Raw genomic sequence first — 15,753 nt, 5'->3', positions numbered from 1 at the left:
CGTCACACTCCGTTCTTCAAAGGCTACCGTCCACAGTTCTACTTCCGTACCACTGACGTGACCGGTAACTGCGAGCTGCCGGAAGGCGTTGAAATGGTAATGCCAGGTGACAACATTCAGATGACTGTTACCCTGATCAAGACCATCGCAATGGAAGACGGTCTGCGCTTCGCTATCCGTGAAGGCGGTCGTACCGTCGGCGCCGGTGTCGTAGCAAAAATTATTGAATAAGTAGTTGATTTACTTGATCAGGCCGGTATAATGGCCGGCCTGATACAGCGTTACAGGTCAGTAGCTCAATTGGCAGAGCGACGGTCTCCAAAACCGTAGGTTGGGGGTTCGATTCCCTCCTGACCTGCCATTTCACCTCGGTGTGATGGCTTTCTTCTTACAGGATCCTCCTCGATGACCCCCAAAACTGAAGCCCAAGAATCGCGTTTTGATCTGTTCAAGTGGCTGGCTGTAGTGGCTTTGGTGGTTGTTGGTGTTGTGGGTAATCAATATTACTCCGCCTCTCCAATCCTGTATCGCGTCCTTGTACTTCTCGTTCTGGCTGCTGTCGCGGGCTTTTTAGCCCTGCAGACTGCGAAGGGCAAGTCGTTCTTTGCGTTGGCGAAGGAAGCTCGTACCGAGATTCGTAAAGTCGTGTGGCCGACCCGCCAGGAAACCACCCAGACCACGCTGATTGTCGTGGCTGTCGTGCTGGTTATGGCACTGCTGCTGTGGGGGCTCGACTCCCTGCTCGGCTGGGCGGTCTCCTTGATCGTTGGCTAAAGGTGTCCCGTGGCTAAGCGTTGGTATGTTGTGCATGCTTACTCGGGTTACGAGAAGCATGTAATGCGCTCCCTGATCGAGCGCGTCAAGCTGGCTGGCATGGAAGACGGTTTCGGCGAGATCTTGGTTCCGACCGAAGAAGTCGTCGAAATGCGCAACGGCCAGAAGCGCAAGAGTGAGCGCAAGTTCTTCCCTGGCTATGTGCTGGTCCAGATGGAGATGAACGAAGGGACTTGGCACTTGGTCAAGGACACCCCTCGCGTGATGGGCTTTATTGGTGGTACTGCTGACAAGCCTGCACCGATCACCGATAAAGAGGCTGAGGCTATTCTGCGTCGCGTTGCCGACGGCAGTGACAAGCCGAAGCCCAAGACGCTCTTCGAGCCAGGAGAAGTGGTTCGAGTCATTGATGGTCCGTTTGCTGACTTCAATGGTAGTGTCGAAGAGGTTAACTACGAAAAGAGCCGCCTGCAGGTTGCGGTGCTCATTTTCGGTCGCTCTACTCCGGTGGAGCTCGAGTTCAGCCAGGTCGAGAAGGTCTAGGCGGACGAAGCATCCCATACCCCGCAGCCCTGTGTGCTGCGGGGTTTTGTCGTCACTGGGATAAAACGCAAGTCATCCGGGGAGCCATCAGGCGTTCGTACCCGATTTTGGAGTAGCTCATGGCTAAGAAGATTCAGGCTTACATCAAGCTGCAAGTTAAGGCCGGCCAGGCCAACCCAAGCCCACCCGTTGGTCCAGCTCTGGGTCAACATGGTGTGAACATCATGGAATTCTGCAAGGCCTTCAACGCCCGTACCCAGGGTCAAGAAGCCGGCCTGCCGACTCCAGTGATCATCACTGTCTACAGCGACCGTAGCTTCACCTTCGAGACCAAGAGCACCCCTGCCTCGGTTCTGCTGAAGAAAGCTGCTGGCCTGACCAGTGGTTCGGCTCGCCCGAACACCGTTAAAGTCGGTACCGTTACCCGTGCTCAGCTGGAAGACATCGCCAAAGCTAAACAGGCTGATCTGACTGCCGCTGACCTGGACGCTGCTGTACGCACCATCGCTGGCTCTGCCCGCAGCATGGGCCTGAACGTGGAGGGTGTGTAATGGCTAAGCTGACCAAACGCCAAAAGGCAATCGCCGAGAAAATCGAAGCAGGCAAGGCCTACAACTTCGAAGAAGCGGCAACTCTGCTGGCCTCGCTGCCCGCTGCCAAGTTCGTCGAGTCCTACGACATCGCCGTTAACCTCGGTGTTGATCCGCGTAAATCCGACCAGGTCGTTCGTAGCGCTACCGTGCTGCCACACGGCACTGGCAAGACCGTTCGCGTTGCTGTCTTTACCCAGGGTCCAGCTGCTGAAGCTGCTCTGGCTGCCGGCGCTGATCGCGTAGGTATGGACGATCTGGCTGCCGAAATGAAAGGCGGCGACCTGAACTATGACGTCGTTATCGCATCCCCTGATGCCATGCGCGTTGTAGGTCAACTGGGTCAGGTTCTGGGTCCTCGCGGCCTGATGCCTAACCCGAAAGTTGGTACCGTGACCCCAGACGTAGCCACTGCCGTGAAAAACGCCAAGGCTGGTCAGGTTCGCTACCGTACCGACAAAAACGGTATTATCCACACCTCCGTTGGCAAGATCGGCTTTGAAGCTGACAAGCTGAAGGAAAACGTTGAAGCCCTGATCGCTGACCTGAAGCGTATCAAGCCGGCCTCTTCGAAAGGTATCTACGTTAAGCGCGTTACCCTGAGCACCACCATGGGCCCAGGTCTGGTCATCGATCAGAGCTCGCTGAACGTGTAAGAACATGGCGGCGCGACCAGTCGCGCCGCCAGCAAAAATTGGGGTCCCTGCCTGGCGGGGGCTATCCAAGACCGTAGGCGGCGCAAGCCTTAAAATATCAGCCCACGCAGATGGTGCTCCCGATTCGTTACCGAATCAGACACCAAAACGACATCCGGCTTCGGCCAGATGAAACGGTAAAAACCAGGAGTAAACCCGTGGCAATTAAACTCGAAGACAAGAAGGCCATCGTCGCTGAAGTCAACGAGGCTGCCAAAGTCGCTCTGTCCGCTGTCGTGGCTGATGCCCGTGGTGTGACTGTAAGCGCAATGACCGGACTCCGTAAAGAGGCCCGCGAAGCTGGTGTATACGTGCGTGTAGTGCGTAATACCCTGCTCAAGCGCGCTGTTGAAGGCACCGAATTCTCGATCCTCAACGACGCGTTCAAAGGCCCGACCCTGATTGCTTTCTCCAACGAACACCCGGGCGCTGCTGCTCGTCTGTTCAAAGAGTTCGCCAAGGGTCAGGACAAGTTCGAGATCAAGGCAGCTGCGTTTGACGGCAATTTCATTGCAGCGAACCAGATCGACGTGTTGGCTACCCTGCCGACCCGCGACGAAGCTATCGCAAAACTGATGAGCGTTATTCAAGGCGCTACCAGCAAGCTGGCTCGTACTCTGGCAGCCATTCGCGACCAGAAAGAAGCTACCGCTGCCTAAGGCGCGCGAATTCTTTCAAAATCATACGTTTAATTTGATGGCTGCGTAGGCTGTCACCCCAATACAGGATTTAAGTCATGTCTCTGACTAACGAACAAATCATCGAAGCAATCGGCCAGAAAACCGTTCTGGAAGTTGTTGAGCTGATCAAAGCAATGGAAGAAACCTTCGGCGTTACCGCTGCTGTTGCCGCTGCTGGCCCAGCTGCTGCTGCTGCCGTTGTTGAAGAGCAGACCGAGTTCAACGTTGTTCTGGTTGAAGCCGGCGACAAGAAAGTGAACGTGATTAAAGCTGTTCGCGAGCTGACCGGTCTGGGCCTGAAAGAAGCCAAAGAGAAAGTCGATGGCGCTCCTCAGGTTGTAGCTGAAGGCGTTTCGAAAGAAGCCGCTGAAGACGCTAAGAAGAAGCTGGAAGAAGCAGGCGCTAAAGTCGAGCTGAAGTAATCTCGACCTTGCGATGCCAGCCTGAGCGTTGAGCGAAAGGCTGATGGCTGGTGGCTTATGCCACCGGCCTTTTTCCGTTATTGGTGGCCGGTCAGGCCGGTCCCGATAACGAGCTGCAAGACACCCATGTGGGTGGCGCAAACCAAGGGGTTTGCACGATTTTCTGGCTGCTCCCGCCGGGAGAAGCCAAACAAGCAGGTGACCAAGCTGGGGAACGCTGATGGCTTACTCATACACTGAGAAAAAACGTATCCGCAAGGACTTTAGCAAGTTGCCGGACGTCATGGATGTGCCTTACCTCCTGGCCATCCAGCTGGATTCGTATCGCGAATTCCTGCAAGCGGGAGCATCCAAGGATCACTTCCGCGACGTCGGCCTGCACGCGGCCTTCAAATCGGTATTCCCGATCATCAGCTACTCCGGCAATGCTGCCCTGGAGTACGTAGGCTATCGCCTGGGCGAACCCGCCTTCGATGTGAAGGAATGTGTCCTGCGTGGCGTGACCTTCGCGGTCCCACTGCGGGTCAAGGTGCGCCTGATCATCTTCGACAAGGAATCGTCGAACAAAGCGATCAAGGACATCAAAGAGCAAGAAGTCTACATGGGTGAAATCCCCCTGATGACTGAGAACGGTACCTTCGTTATCAACGGTACCGAGCGTGTGATCGTTTCCCAGCTGCACCGTTCGCCTGGTGTGTTCTTCGACCACGATCGTGGCAAGACCCACAGCTCGGGCAAGCTGCTGTACTCCGCTCGCATCATCCCTTACCGCGGTTCCTGGTTGGACTTCGAGTTCGATCCGAAGGACTGCGTGTTCGTGCGTATCGACCGTCGCCGCAAACTGCCGGCCTCGGTGCTGCTGCGCGCCCTGGGTTACAGCACTGAAGAAGTGCTGAACACCTTCTACACCACCAGCGTGTTCCACATTTCCGGCGAAAAACTCAGCCTGGAACTGGTGCCGCAGCGTCTGCGTGGTGAAGTTGCAGTCATGGACATCCATGACGAAACCGGCAAAGTCATCGTCGAGCAAGGCCGCCGTATTACCGCGCGCCACATCAACCAGCTCGAGAAGGCCGGCGTCAAGCAACTGGACGTTCCAATGGAGTACGTCCTGGGCCGCACTACCGCCAAGGCAATCGTGCATCCGGCTACCGGCGAGATTCTCGCCGAATGCAATACCGAGATGACCACCGAGCTGCTGATCAAGGTCGCCAAGGCGCAGGTTGTCCGTATCGAGACCCTGTACACCAACGACATCGATTGCGGTCCGTTCATCTCTGACACCCTGAAGATCGATACCACCAGCAACCAACTGGAAGCTCTGGTCGAAATCTACCGCATGATGCGTCCAGGCGAGCCGCCAACCAAGGATGCAGCCGAGACCCTGTTCAACAACCTGTTCTTCAGCGCCGAGCGTTACGATCTGTCCGCCGTAGGCCGCATGAAGTTCAACCGTCGTATCGGTCGTACCGAGATCGAGGGTTCGGGCGTGCTGAGCAAGGAAGACATCGTCGAGGTTCTGAAGACCCTGGTCGATATCCGTAACGGCAAAGGCATCGTCGACGACATCGACCACCTGGGTAACCGTCGCGTACGTTGCGTCGGCGAGATGGCCGAGAACCAGTTCCGTGTTGGCCTTGTGCGTGTCGAGCGCGCGGTCAAGGAACGCCTGTCGATGGCGGAAAGCGAAGGCCTGATGCCGCAAGACCTGATCAACGCCAAGCCGGTAGCGGCGGCGGTGAAAGAGTTCTTCGGTTCCAGCCAGCTGTCCCAGTTCATGGACCAGAACAACCCTCTCTCGGAGATTACCCACAAGCGCCGCGTCTCCGCACTCGGCCCTGGCGGTCTGACTCGTGAGCGTGCCGGCTTCGAAGTCCGTGACGTACACCCGACCCACTATGGCCGTGTGTGCCCGATCGAGACGCCTGAAGGTCCGAACATCGGTCTGATCAACTCCCTGGCGGCCTACGCCCGCACCAACCAGTACGGCTTCCTGGAAAGCCCGTACCGTGTTGTGAAGGAAGGCGTTGTCAGCGACGACATCGTGTTCCTGTCGGCAATCGAAGAGGCGGATCACGTCATCGCACAGGCTTCGGCCGCGATGAACGACAAGAAGCAACTGATCGATGAGCTGGTAGCAGTTCGTCACCTGAACGAATTCACCGTCAAGGCGCCGGAAGACGTCACCCTGATGGACGTTTCGCCGAAGCAGGTTGTTTCCGTTGCAGCGTCGCTCATTCCGTTCCTTGAGCACGACGACGCCAACCGTGCATTGATGGGTTCGAACATGCAGCGTCAGGCTGTACCGACCCTGCGTGCCGACAAGCCGCTGGTAGGTACCGGCATGGAGCGCAACGTTGCCCGTGACTCCGGTGTCTGCGTGGTTGCTCGCCGCGGTGGTGTGATCGACTCGGTCGACGCCAGCCGTATCGTTGTTCGCGTTGCCGACGACGAAGTGGAAACCGGCGAAGCGGGTGTGGATATCTACAACCTGACCAAGTACACCCGTTCGAACCAGAACACCTGCATCAACCAGCGTCCGCTGGTGAGCAAAGGTGACAAGGTTCAGCGTGGTGACATCATGGCCGACGGCCCGTCCACCGACATGGGTGAGCTGGCTCTGGGTCAGAACATGCGCATCGCGTTCATGGCGTGGAACGGCTTCAACTTCGAAGACTCCATCTGCCTGTCCGAACGTGTTGTTCAGGAAGATCGCTTCACCACCATCCACATTCAGGAACTGACCTGTGTGGCGCGTGACACCAAGCTTGGCCCAGAGGAAATCACTGCGGACATCCCGAACGTGGGTGAAGCTGCACTGAACAAGCTGGACGAAGCCGGTATCGTTTACGTAGGTGCTGAAGTTGGCGCTGGCGACATCCTGGTCGGCAAGGTCACGCCAAAAGGCGAAACCCAGCTGACTCCGGAAGAAAAACTGCTGCGCGCAATCTTCGGTGAGAAGGCCAGCGACGTTAAGGACACCTCCCTGCGTGTGCCAACCGGCACCAAGGGTACTGTCATCGACGTACAGGTCTTCACCCGTGATGGCGTGGAGCGCGATAGCCGCGCACTGGCCATCGAGAAGATGCAGCTCGACGAGATTCGCAAGGACCTCAACGAAGAGTTCCGCATTGTCGAAGGTGCAACCTTCGAGCGTCTGCGTTCGGCTCTGAACGGCCAGGTGGTTGACGGTGGTGCGGGCCTGAAGAAAGGCACTGTGATCACTGACGAAGTGCTGGACGGTCTGGAGCACGGCCAGTGGTTCAAACTGCGCATGGCTGAAGATGCACTGAACGAGCAGTTGGAAAAGGCTCAGCAGTACATCGTCGACCGTCGCCGTCTGCTGGACGACAAGTTCGAAGACAAGAAGCGCAAGCTGCAGCAGGGCGATGACCTGGCACCGGGCGTACTGAAGATCGTCAAGGTTTACCTGGCAATCCGCCGCCGCATCCAGCCGGGTGACAAGATGGCCGGTCGTCACGGTAACAAGGGTGTTGTCTCGGTCATCATGCCGGTTGAAGACATGCCGCACGATGCCAACGGTACGCCGGTTGACGTCGTACTGAACCCGCTGGGTGTACCTTCGCGTATGAACGTTGGTCAGATCCTTGAAACCCACCTGGGCCTCGCGGCCAAGGGCCTGGGCGAGAAGATCGACCGCATGCTCGAAGAGCAGCGTAAAGCCGCTGAGCTGCGCGTGTTCCTGACCGAGGTCTACAACGAGATCGGCGGTCGTCAGGAAAACCTCGACGAATTCACCGACGAAGAGATCCTGGCCCTGGCTAACAACCTGAAGAAAGGCGTGCCGATGGCTACCCCGGTCTTCGATGGTGCCAAGGAGCGCGAGATCAAGGCCATGCTGAAGCTGGCCGACCTGCCAGAGAGCGGCCAGATGGTGCTGTTCGACGGCCGTACCGGCAACAAGTTCGAGCGTCCTGTGACCGTTGGTTACATGTACATGCTCAAGCTGAACCACTTGGTGGACGACAAGATGCACGCGCGTTCCACTGGTTCCTACAGCCTGGTTACCCAGCAGCCGCTGGGTGGTAAGGCGCAGTTCGGTGGTCAGCGTTTCGGGGAGATGGAAGTGTGGGCGCTGGAAGCATACGGCGCGGCATACACCCTGCAAGAAATGCTCACAGTGAAGTCGGACGACGTGAACGGCCGTACCAAGATGTACAAGAACATCGTGGATGGCGATCACCGTATGGAGCCGGGCATGCCCGAGTCCTTCAACGTGTTGATCAAAGAGATCCGTTCGCTCGGTATCGATATCGATCTGGAAACCGAATAACACGTGACGCGAAGGGGGGTGGGGCAGGTAATGCCCGCTCCCTGCTCCGCCAGGAGGAAAGGCCTTGAAAGACCTACTGAATTTGCTGAAAAACCAGGGTCAAGTCGAAGAGTTCGACGCCATCCGCATCGGTCTGGCGTCGCCTGAAATGATCCGTTCGTGGTCGTTCGGTGAAGTTAAGAAGCCGGAAACCATCAACTACCGTACGTTCAAGCCTGAGCGTGACGGCCTGTTCTGCGCCAAGATCTTTGGCCCAGTCAAGGACTACGAGTGCCTGTGCGGCAAGTACAAGCGCCTCAAGCACCGCGGCGTTATCTGCGAGAAGTGCGGCGTTGAAGTTGCCTTGGCGAAGGTTCGTCGTGAGCGCATGGCGCACATCGAACTGGCCTCGCCGGTTGCCCACATCTGGTTCCTGAAGTCGCTGCCGTCCCGTATCGGCCTGCTGATGGACATGACCCTGCGTGATATCGAGCGCGTGCTCTACTTCGAGAGCTATGTCGTTATCGATCCGGGCATGACCACCCTGGAAAAGGGCCAGCTGCTGAACGACGAGCAGTACTTCGAAGCGCTGGAAGAGTTCGGTGACGACTTTGACGCCCGCATGGGTGCCGAGGCTGTCCGCGAGCTGCTGCACGCTATCGACCTGGAGCACGAGATCGGCCGCCTGCGCGAAGAAATTCCGCAGACCAACTCGGAAACCAAGATCAAGAAGCTTTCCAAGCGTCTGAAGCTGATGGAAGCCTTCCAGGGCTCGGGCAACCTGCCTGAGTGGATGGTCCTGACCGTTCTGCCAGTGCTGCCGCCGGACCTGCGTCCGCTGGTACCGCTGGATGGTGGCCGTTTCGCGACCTCCGACCTGAACGACCTGTATCGTCGGGTGATCAACCGTAACAACCGTCTGAAGCGCCTGCTGGACCTGTCGGCGCCGGACATCATCGTGCGCAACGAAAAGCGCATGCTGCAGGAAGCGGTCGACGCCCTGCTGGACAACGGCCGTCGTGGTCGCGCCATCACTGGCTCGAACAAGCGTCCGCTGAAGTCCCTGGCCGACATGATCAAAGGTAAGCAAGGTCGCTTCCGTCAGAACTTGCTCGGTAAGCGTGTTGACTACTCCGGCCGTTCGGTAATTACCGTAGGTCCGACCCTGCGTCTGCACCAGTGCGGTCTGCCGAAGAAGATGGCCCTCGAGCTGTTCAAACCGTTCATTTTCGGCAAGCTGGAAATGCGTGGTCTGGCGACCACCATCAAGGCTGCCAAGAAGATGGTCGAGCGCGAGCTGCCAGAGGTGTGGGACGTTCTCGCTGAAGTGATTCGCGAACACCCCGTACTGCTCAACCGTGCACCGACCCTGCACCGTCTGGGTATCCAGGCGTTTGAGCCCGTACTGATCGAAGGTAAGGCTATCCAGCTGCACCCACTGGTCTGTGCTGCGTACAACGCCGACTTCGACGGTGACCAGATGGCCGTTCACGTGCCGCTGACCCTGGAAGCCCAGCTCGAAGCACGTGCGCTGATGATGTCGACCAACAACATCCTGTCGCCAGCCAACGGTGAGCCAATCATCGTTCCGTCGCAGGACGTTGTACTGGGTCTGTACTACATGACCCGTGAAGCCATCAATGCCAAGGGCGAAGGTCGCGTCTTCGCCGACCTGCAGGAAGTCGACCGCGTATTCCGCGCCGGCGAAGCTGCACTGCACGCGAAAATCAAGGTTCGTATCAACGAAACCGTGAAAGAGCGTGATGGCTCGGTGGTCAAGAATACCCGCATCGTCGACACCACCGTCGGCCGTGCGCTGCTGTTCCAGGTTGTGCCGGCTGGTCTGCCGTACGACGTGGTCAACCAGCCAATGAAGAAAAAGGCGATCTCCAAGCTGATCAACCAGTGCTACCGCGTGGTTGGTCTGAAAGAGACCGTTATCTTCGCCGACCAGTTGATGTACACCGGTTTCGCTTACTCGACCATTTCCGGCGTTTCCATCGGTGTTAACGACTTCGTTATCCCGGACGAGAAAGCCCGCATCATCGGTAACGCTACCGACGAAGTGAAGGAAATCGAGAGCCAGTACGCCTCCGGCCTGGTAACCCAGGGCGAGAAGTACAACAAGGTCATCGACTTGTGGTCGAAGGCGAACGACGAAGTGTCCAAGGCGATGATGGCCAACCTCTCGAAAGAGAAGGTCATCGACCGCGAAGGCAAGGAAGTCGAGCAAGAGTCCTTCAACTCGATGTACATGATGGCTGACTCGGGTGCGCGGGGTTCCGCAGCCCAGATCCGTCAGCTGGCCGGTATGCGTGGTCTGATGGCCAAGCCGGACGGCTCCATCATCGAGACGCCGATCACTGCGAACTTCCGTGAAGGTCTGAGCGTACTTCAGTACTTCATCTCGACTCACGGTGCTCGTAAGGGTCTGGCGGATACCGCACTGAAAACCGCTAACTCCGGTTACCTGACTCGTCGTCTGGTGGACGTTGCCCAGGATCTGGTTGTGACCGAGATCGATTGCGGCACCGATCAGGGCCTGGTGATGACGCCACACATCGAAGGCGGCGATGTTGTAGAGCCGCTGGGTGAGCGTGTACTGGGTCGTGTCATCGCCCGTGACGTGTTCAAGCCAGGCACCGAGGACGTTATCGTTCCGGCCGGTACCTTGGTCGACGAGCAATGGGTCGAGTTCATCGAGCTGAACAGCATCGACGAAGTGATCGTGCGTTCGCCGATCAACTGCGAAACCCGCTACGGCATCTGCGCCAAGTGCTACGGTCGTGATCTGGCTCGCGGTCACCAGGTGAACATCGGTGAAGCTGTCGGCGTTATCGCTGCCCAGTCGATCGGTGAGCCGGGTACCCAGCTGACCATGCGTACGTTCCACATCGGTGGTGCTGCAAGCCGTACTTCGGCTGCCGACAGCGTCCAGGTGAAGAATGGCGGTATGGTGCGTCTGCACAACCTGAAGCAGGTTGAGCGTGCCGACGGTAACCTGGTTGCCGTATCGCGTTCGGGTGAGTTGGCGATTGCCGACGAGTTCGGTCGTGAGCGTGAGCGCTACAAGCTGCCTTACGGTGCGGTGATTTCGGTCAAGGAAGGTGAAAAGGTCGAGGCTGGCGCCATCGTAGCCAAATGGGACCCGCACACTCACCCGATCGTTACCGAACTGAAAGGTACCGTGACCTTCGTGGGCATGGAAGAAAACATCACCATCAAGCGTCAGACCGACGAACTGACCGGCTTGACCAACATTGAAGTACTGGACGTCAAGGATCGCCCTGCCGCAGGCAAGGAAATCCGTCCGGCAATCAAGATGGTCGATGCTGCTGGCAAGGACCTGTACCTGCCAGGTACTGACGTACCTGCCCAGTACTTCCTGCCGGCCAACGCCCTTGTCGGTGTGGCTGACGGTGCGCAGATCGGTGTTGGTGACGTTATTGCGCGTATCCCGCAAGAGACGTCGAAGACCCGTGACATTACCGGTGGTCTGCCGCGCGTTGCCGACCTGTTCGAAGCGCGTCGTCCGAAAGAAGCCTCGATTCTGGCTGAAGTCAGCGGCACCATCGCATTCGGTAAAGAGACCAAGGGCAAGCGTCGCCTGGTGATCACTCCGACCGACGGTAGCGATCCGTACGAAGAGCTGATTCCGAAGTGGCGCCACCTGAACGTCTTCGAAGGTGAACAGGTAAACCGCGGCGAAGTTATCTCGGACGGCCCGAGCGATCCGCATGACATCCTGCGTCTGCTGGGTGTGAGTGCGCTGGCGAAGTACATCGTCAACGAGATCCAGGACGTTTACCGTCTGCAAGGCGTGAAGATCAACGACAAGCACATCGAGACCATTCTGCGTCAGATGCTGCGCAAGGTTGAGATCTCCGAGTCGGGTGATTCCAGCTTCATCAAGGGCGACCAGATGGAACTGACCCAGGTACTGGTAGAGAACGAGCGTCTCGCTAGCGAGGACAAGTTCATCTCCAAGTTCACCCGCGTGCTGCTGGGTATCACCAAGGCCTCGCTGTCGACCGAGTCGTTCATCTCCGCGGCTTCCTTCCAGGAAACAACCCGCGTACTGACCGAAGCGGCGGTAACCGGCAAGCGCGACTACCTGCGCGGCCTGAAAGAGAACGTGGTCGTGGGTCGTCTGATCCCGGCTGGTACTGGTCTGGCCTACCACAGCGAGCGCAAGCGTCGCCGTGATGCCGACAAACCGCTGCGTGTAAGCGCCAGTGAAGTGGAAGCCGCACTGACCGAAGCGCTGAATTCCAGCGGTAACTAAGTACAGGGCAAGGCCCCGGCTAGCCTCGGGCGATCATCGGCGACATGAAATGTTGCCGATGATCGGGCGGGGAGGGCCGGGGCCTCGTCTTGACTGGGTGCAAGATCCTCTTTAGACTTTTGTACCCTTAAATTTGGTGAGGCTCCGTCTCGCCAATTTTTGGCTTTCTTGCAAGACAATAGAGTCGCAAGACAATCAGTGGAGCTAGTAGATGGCAACTATCAACCAGCTGGTACGTCAGCCGCGTAAGCGTTCGGTCGAGAAGTCCGACGTTCCTGCGCTGCAGAACTGCCCGCAACGTCGTGGCGTGTGCACCCGTGTGTACACCACCACGCCGAAAAAACCTAACTCGGCACTGCGTAAAGTATGCCGTGTGCGTCTGACCAACGGTTTCGAGGTTTCCTCGTACATCGGTGGTGAAGGCCACAACCTGCAAGAGCACAGCGTCGTCCTGATTCGTGGCGGTCGTGTAAAAGACTTGCCAGGTGTTCGTTACCACACCGTTCGCGGCTCTCTGGATACTTCGGGCGTTAAAGGCCGTAACCAGGGTCGTTCGAAGTACGGTACCAAGCGTCCGAAGTAATCGGCCGTTTGCAGACATCCATTTTTTTGAGTCGATAAGAGTAAGGTCGGGCGTGGGTCGAATGACCTGGTCCCGGGCTAACCTGAAGACCGTTTGAGGGCTTATCATGCCAAGACGTCGTGTAGCAGCAAAACGTGAGATCCTTGACGATCCGAAGTACGGATCCCAGATCCTCGCGAAGTTCATGAACCACGTGATGGAAAGCGGCAAGAAGGCCGTAGCCGAGCGCATCGTTTACGGTGCCCTGGATACCGTCAAAGCACGCAAGAACAGCGACCCCCTGGAAATCTTCGAGAAAGCTCTCGACGCCATCGCTCCGCTGGTCGAAGTAAAGTCCCGTCGTGTCGGCGGTGCCACTTACCAGGTTCCGGTTGAAGTTCGTCCATCCCGTCGTAACGCTCTGGCAATGCGCTGGCTCGTAGACTACGCCCGTAAGCGCGGCGAGAAGTCGATGGCTCTGCGTCTGGCCGGCGAGCTGCTGGATGCTGCCGAAGGCAAGGGTGCTGCAGTCAAGAAGCGTGAAGACGTTCACCGTATGGCTGAAGCCAACAAAGCGTTCTCGCACTACCGCTTCTAATTCAAGCATCAATCTTTTTGCGAGGGCTTTATGGCTCGTACTACAGCAATTAACCGCTACCGCAACATTGGTATCTGTGCCCACGTTGACGCGGGCAAGACCACCACTACCGAGCGGATCCTGTTCTACACAGGTCTGAGCCACAAAATGGGCGAGGTGCATGACGGCGCCGCGACCACCGACTGGATGGTGCAGGAGCAGGAGCGTGGTATCACCATTACCTCCGCTGCCGTTACCACCTTCTGGAAAGGTTCCCGTGGTCAGTATGACAACTACCGCGTAAACGTCATCGATACCCCTGGCCACGTTGACTTCACCATTGAAGTAGAGCGTTCGCTGCGTGTACTCGATGGCGCGGTCGTTGTGTTCTGCGGCACCTCCGGCGTTGAGCCGCAGTCCGAAACCGTATGGCGTCAAGCCAACAAGTACGGTGTTCCGCGTGTTGTTTACGTGAACAAGATGGACCGTGCTGGTGCAAACTTCCTGCGCGTCGTAGGTCAGATCAAGAACCGTCTGGGTCACACTCCGGTTCCTGTTCAGCTGGCCATCGGTTCGGAAGATAACTTCCAGGGTCAGGTTGACCTGATCAAGATGAAGGCTATCTACTGGAACGAAGACGACAAGGGCACTACCTACCGTGAGGAAGAAATTCCTGCGGATATGGTCGAGCTGGCTAACGAATGGCGCAACAACATGGTTGAAGCTGCCGCCGAAGCCAACGAAGAGCTGATGAACAAGTACCTTGAAGAAGGTGAGCTGTCCGTCGAAGAGATCAAGGCAGGCCTGCGTGCGCGCACCCTGGCCAGCGAGATCGTTCCGGCTGTCTGCGGTTCGTCGTTCAAGAACAAGGGTGTTCCCCTGGTTCTGGATGCCGTCATCGACTTCCTGCCTGCGCCGACCGAGATTCCTGCTATCCAGGGTATCAACCCGGACGACAAGGATCTGGCAAAAGACGACCCGGCCGTTCGCAAGGACGAGCGTCATGCTGACGATGACGAGCCGTTCTCGGCACTGGCGTTCAAGATCGCGACCGACCCGTTCGTAGGTACTCTGACCTTCGTCCGCGTCTACTCGGGCGTTCTGAGCTCCGGCGACTCCGTGATCAACTCGGTCAAGGGCAAGAAAGAGCGCGTTGGTCGTATGGTGCAGATGCACGCCAACCAGCGTGAAGAGATCAAGGAAGTACGCGCTGGCGACATCGCGGCCCTGATCGGCATGAAGGACGTGACCACGGGTGAAACCCTGTGCAACGCCGACAAGCCAATCATCCTTGAGCGTATGGACTTCCCGGAGCCTGTAATCTCCCTGTCCGTCGAGCCGAAAACCAAGGCTGACCAGGAGAAGATGGGTATCGCACTGGGCAAGCTGGCTCAGGAAGATCCGTCGTTCCGCGTCAAGACCGATGAAGAAACCGGTCAGACCATCATCTCCGGTATGGGTGAGCTGCACCTGGACATCCTCGTTGACCGCATGAAGCGCGAATTCAACGTCGAAGCCAACATCGGCAAGCCGCAGGTTTCGTACCGCGAGAAGATCACCAAGTCCAACGTCGAGATCGAAGGCAAGTTCGTTCGTCAGTCGGGTGGTCGTGGTCAGTTCGGTCACTGCTGGGTTCGTTTCTCCGAGCCGGACGTGGACGAAAAGGGCAACATCACCGAAGGTCTGGTGTTCTCCAACGAAGTCGTTGGTGGTGTGATTCCTAAGGAATACATCCCTGCGATCCAGAAGGGTATCGAAGAGCAGATGAAAAACGGCATTGTTGCCGGTTATCCTCTGATCGGCCTGAAGGCCGCGGTATTCGACGGTTCGTACCACGACGTCGACTCCAACGAAATGGCGTTCAAGATCGCTGCTTCGATGGCGACCAAGCAACTGGCCCAGAAGGGCGGTGGCGTGGTTCTCGAGCCGATCATGAAAGTCGAAGTTGTAACCCCGGAAGACTACCTGGGTGACGTGATGGGTGACCTGAACCGTCGTCGTGGTCTGGTCCAGGGTATGGATGAGTCGGTCTCTGGCCGTGTCGTCCGTGCTGAAGTACCGCTCGGAGAGATGTTCGGTTACGCAACCGACGTTCGTTCCATGTCTCAGGGTCGCGCAAGCTACTCCATGGAATTCTCCAAATACGCCGAAGCTCCGTCGAACATCGTCGAAGCACTCGTTAAAAAACAAGGCTAATCCCCTTTAGGCAAGAGGTTCACTGTCGTGGCTAAAGAAAAATTTGATCGTTCCCTTCCCCACGTTAACGTCGGCACCATCGGCCACGTTGACCACGGTAAGACCACTCTGACCGCAGCTCTGACTCGCGTTTGCTCCGAAGTTTTCGGTTCGGCA

At 57.4% G+C, this 15,753-nt stretch carries 12 protein-coding genes, 1 tRNA gene and 1 pseudogene; all 14 read left to right on the top strand.

The window, feature by feature from the left end; all coding sequences use genetic code 11:
* A pseudogene (locus ACF8EF_RS24080) lies at positions 1-231 on the top strand (elongation factor Tu); the annotation flags it as partial.
* Positions 232-285: 54 nt separating this feature from the next.
* Positions 286-361 (top strand) — tRNA-Trp (locus tag ACF8EF_RS24075).
* A gap of 44 nt (positions 362-405) precedes the next feature.
* On the top strand, positions 406-774 hold the full coding sequence (gene secE / locus ACF8EF_RS24070; RefSeq protein WP_392462332.1) for a preprotein translocase subunit SecE: 369 nt from the start codon (positions 406-408) through the stop codon (positions 772-774).
* A gap of 9 nt (positions 775-783) precedes the next feature.
* Positions 784-1,317, top strand: a complete 534-nt coding sequence (gene nusG, locus ACF8EF_RS24065) for a transcription termination/antitermination protein NusG (RefSeq protein ID WP_003255501.1) — start codon at positions 784-786, stop codon at positions 1,315-1,317.
* 119 nt (positions 1,318-1,436) lie between these two features.
* Positions 1,437-1,868, top strand: a complete 432-nt coding sequence (rplK, locus tag ACF8EF_RS24060) for a 50S ribosomal protein L11 (RefSeq protein WP_003255500.1) — start codon at positions 1,437-1,439, stop codon at positions 1,866-1,868.
* The gene (gene rplA / locus ACF8EF_RS24055) at positions 1,868-2,563 is read left to right on the top strand and encodes a 50S ribosomal protein L1 (protein WP_003255499.1); all 696 of its coding nucleotides are present in this window, start codon (positions 1,868-1,870) and stop codon (positions 2,561-2,563) included. The genes rplK and rplA overlap by 1 nt, the downstream gene beginning before the upstream one ends.
* Before the next feature lie 197 nt (positions 2,564-2,760).
* Entirely contained in the window at positions 2,761-3,261 is a 501-nt protein-coding gene (rplJ, locus tag ACF8EF_RS24050) for a 50S ribosomal protein L10 (RefSeq protein WP_016715872.1), read from the top strand.
* Between the two features lie 77 nt (positions 3,262-3,338).
* Positions 3,339-3,704 (top strand): 50S ribosomal protein L7/L12, encoded by a 366-nt coding sequence (gene rplL, locus ACF8EF_RS24045; protein ID WP_003255496.1) that lies wholly within the window; start codon positions 3,339-3,341, stop codon positions 3,702-3,704.
* Positions 3,705-3,924: 220 nt separating this feature from the next.
* On the top strand, positions 3,925-7,998 hold the full coding sequence (gene rpoB, locus ACF8EF_RS24040) for a DNA-directed RNA polymerase subunit beta (protein ID WP_176684322.1): 4,074 nt from the start codon (positions 3,925-3,927) through the stop codon (positions 7,996-7,998).
* Between the two features lie 64 nt (positions 7,999-8,062).
* Positions 8,063-12,262, top strand: coding sequence for a DNA-directed RNA polymerase subunit beta' (gene rpoC, locus ACF8EF_RS24035; RefSeq protein ID WP_014589475.1), 4,200 nt, complete (start codon positions 8,063-8,065; stop codon positions 12,260-12,262).
* Between the two features lie 211 nt (positions 12,263-12,473).
* Complete coding sequence (rpsL, locus tag ACF8EF_RS24030) at positions 12,474-12,845, top strand: 30S ribosomal protein S12 (protein ID WP_003255492.1); 372 nt, start codon at positions 12,474-12,476, stop codon at positions 12,843-12,845.
* 106 nt (positions 12,846-12,951) lie between these two features.
* Positions 12,952-13,422, top strand: a complete 471-nt coding sequence (gene rpsG, locus ACF8EF_RS24025) for a 30S ribosomal protein S7 (RefSeq protein WP_003246741.1) — start codon at positions 12,952-12,954, stop codon at positions 13,420-13,422.
* 30 nt (positions 13,423-13,452) lie between these two features.
* Complete coding sequence (gene fusA, locus ACF8EF_RS24020; RefSeq protein ID WP_209968313.1) at positions 13,453-15,597, top strand: elongation factor G; 2,145 nt, start codon at positions 13,453-13,455, stop codon at positions 15,595-15,597.
* Between the two features lie 27 nt (positions 15,598-15,624).
* On the top strand, positions 15,625-15,753 hold a 129-nt coding region (locus ACF8EF_RS24015; protein ID WP_232859055.1), incomplete at its 3' end, for a GTP-binding protein.

This window comes from Pseudomonas sp. zjy_15, assembly GCF_043101865.1.
GTDB lineage: Bacteria > Pseudomonadota > Gammaproteobacteria > Pseudomonadales > Pseudomonadaceae > Aquipseudomonas > Aquipseudomonas putida_Y.
This window is presented reverse-complemented; position numbering and strand designations above follow the sequence as displayed.

What these genes read in the sequence shown, in the direction of transcription:
- fusA (WP_209968313.1), top strand. Translation starts at nt 13,453, where the DNA reads ATGGCTCGTACTACAGCAATTAACCGCTACCGCAACATTGGTATCTGT.
- rplK (WP_003255500.1), top strand. Translation starts at nt 1,437, where the DNA reads ATGGCTAAGAAGATTCAGGCTTACATCAAGCTGCAAGTTAAGGCCGGC.
- rplA (WP_003255499.1), top strand. Translation starts at nt 1,868, where the DNA reads ATGGCTAAGCTGACCAAACGCCAAAAGGCAATCGCCGAGAAAATCGAA.
- rpoB (WP_176684322.1), top strand. Translation starts at nt 3,925, where the DNA reads ATGGCTTACTCATACACTGAGAAAAAACGTATCCGCAAGGACTTTAGC.
- rpsG (WP_003246741.1), top strand. Translation starts at nt 12,952, where the DNA reads ATGCCAAGACGTCGTGTAGCAGCAAAACGTGAGATCCTTGACGATCCG.
- secE (WP_392462332.1), top strand. Translation starts at nt 406, where the DNA reads ATGACCCCCAAAACTGAAGCCCAAGAATCGCGTTTTGATCTGTTCAAG.
- rpsL (WP_003255492.1), top strand. Translation starts at nt 12,474, where the DNA reads ATGGCAACTATCAACCAGCTGGTACGTCAGCCGCGTAAGCGTTCGGTC.
- rplL (WP_003255496.1), top strand. Translation starts at nt 3,339, where the DNA reads ATGTCTCTGACTAACGAACAAATCATCGAAGCAATCGGCCAGAAAACC.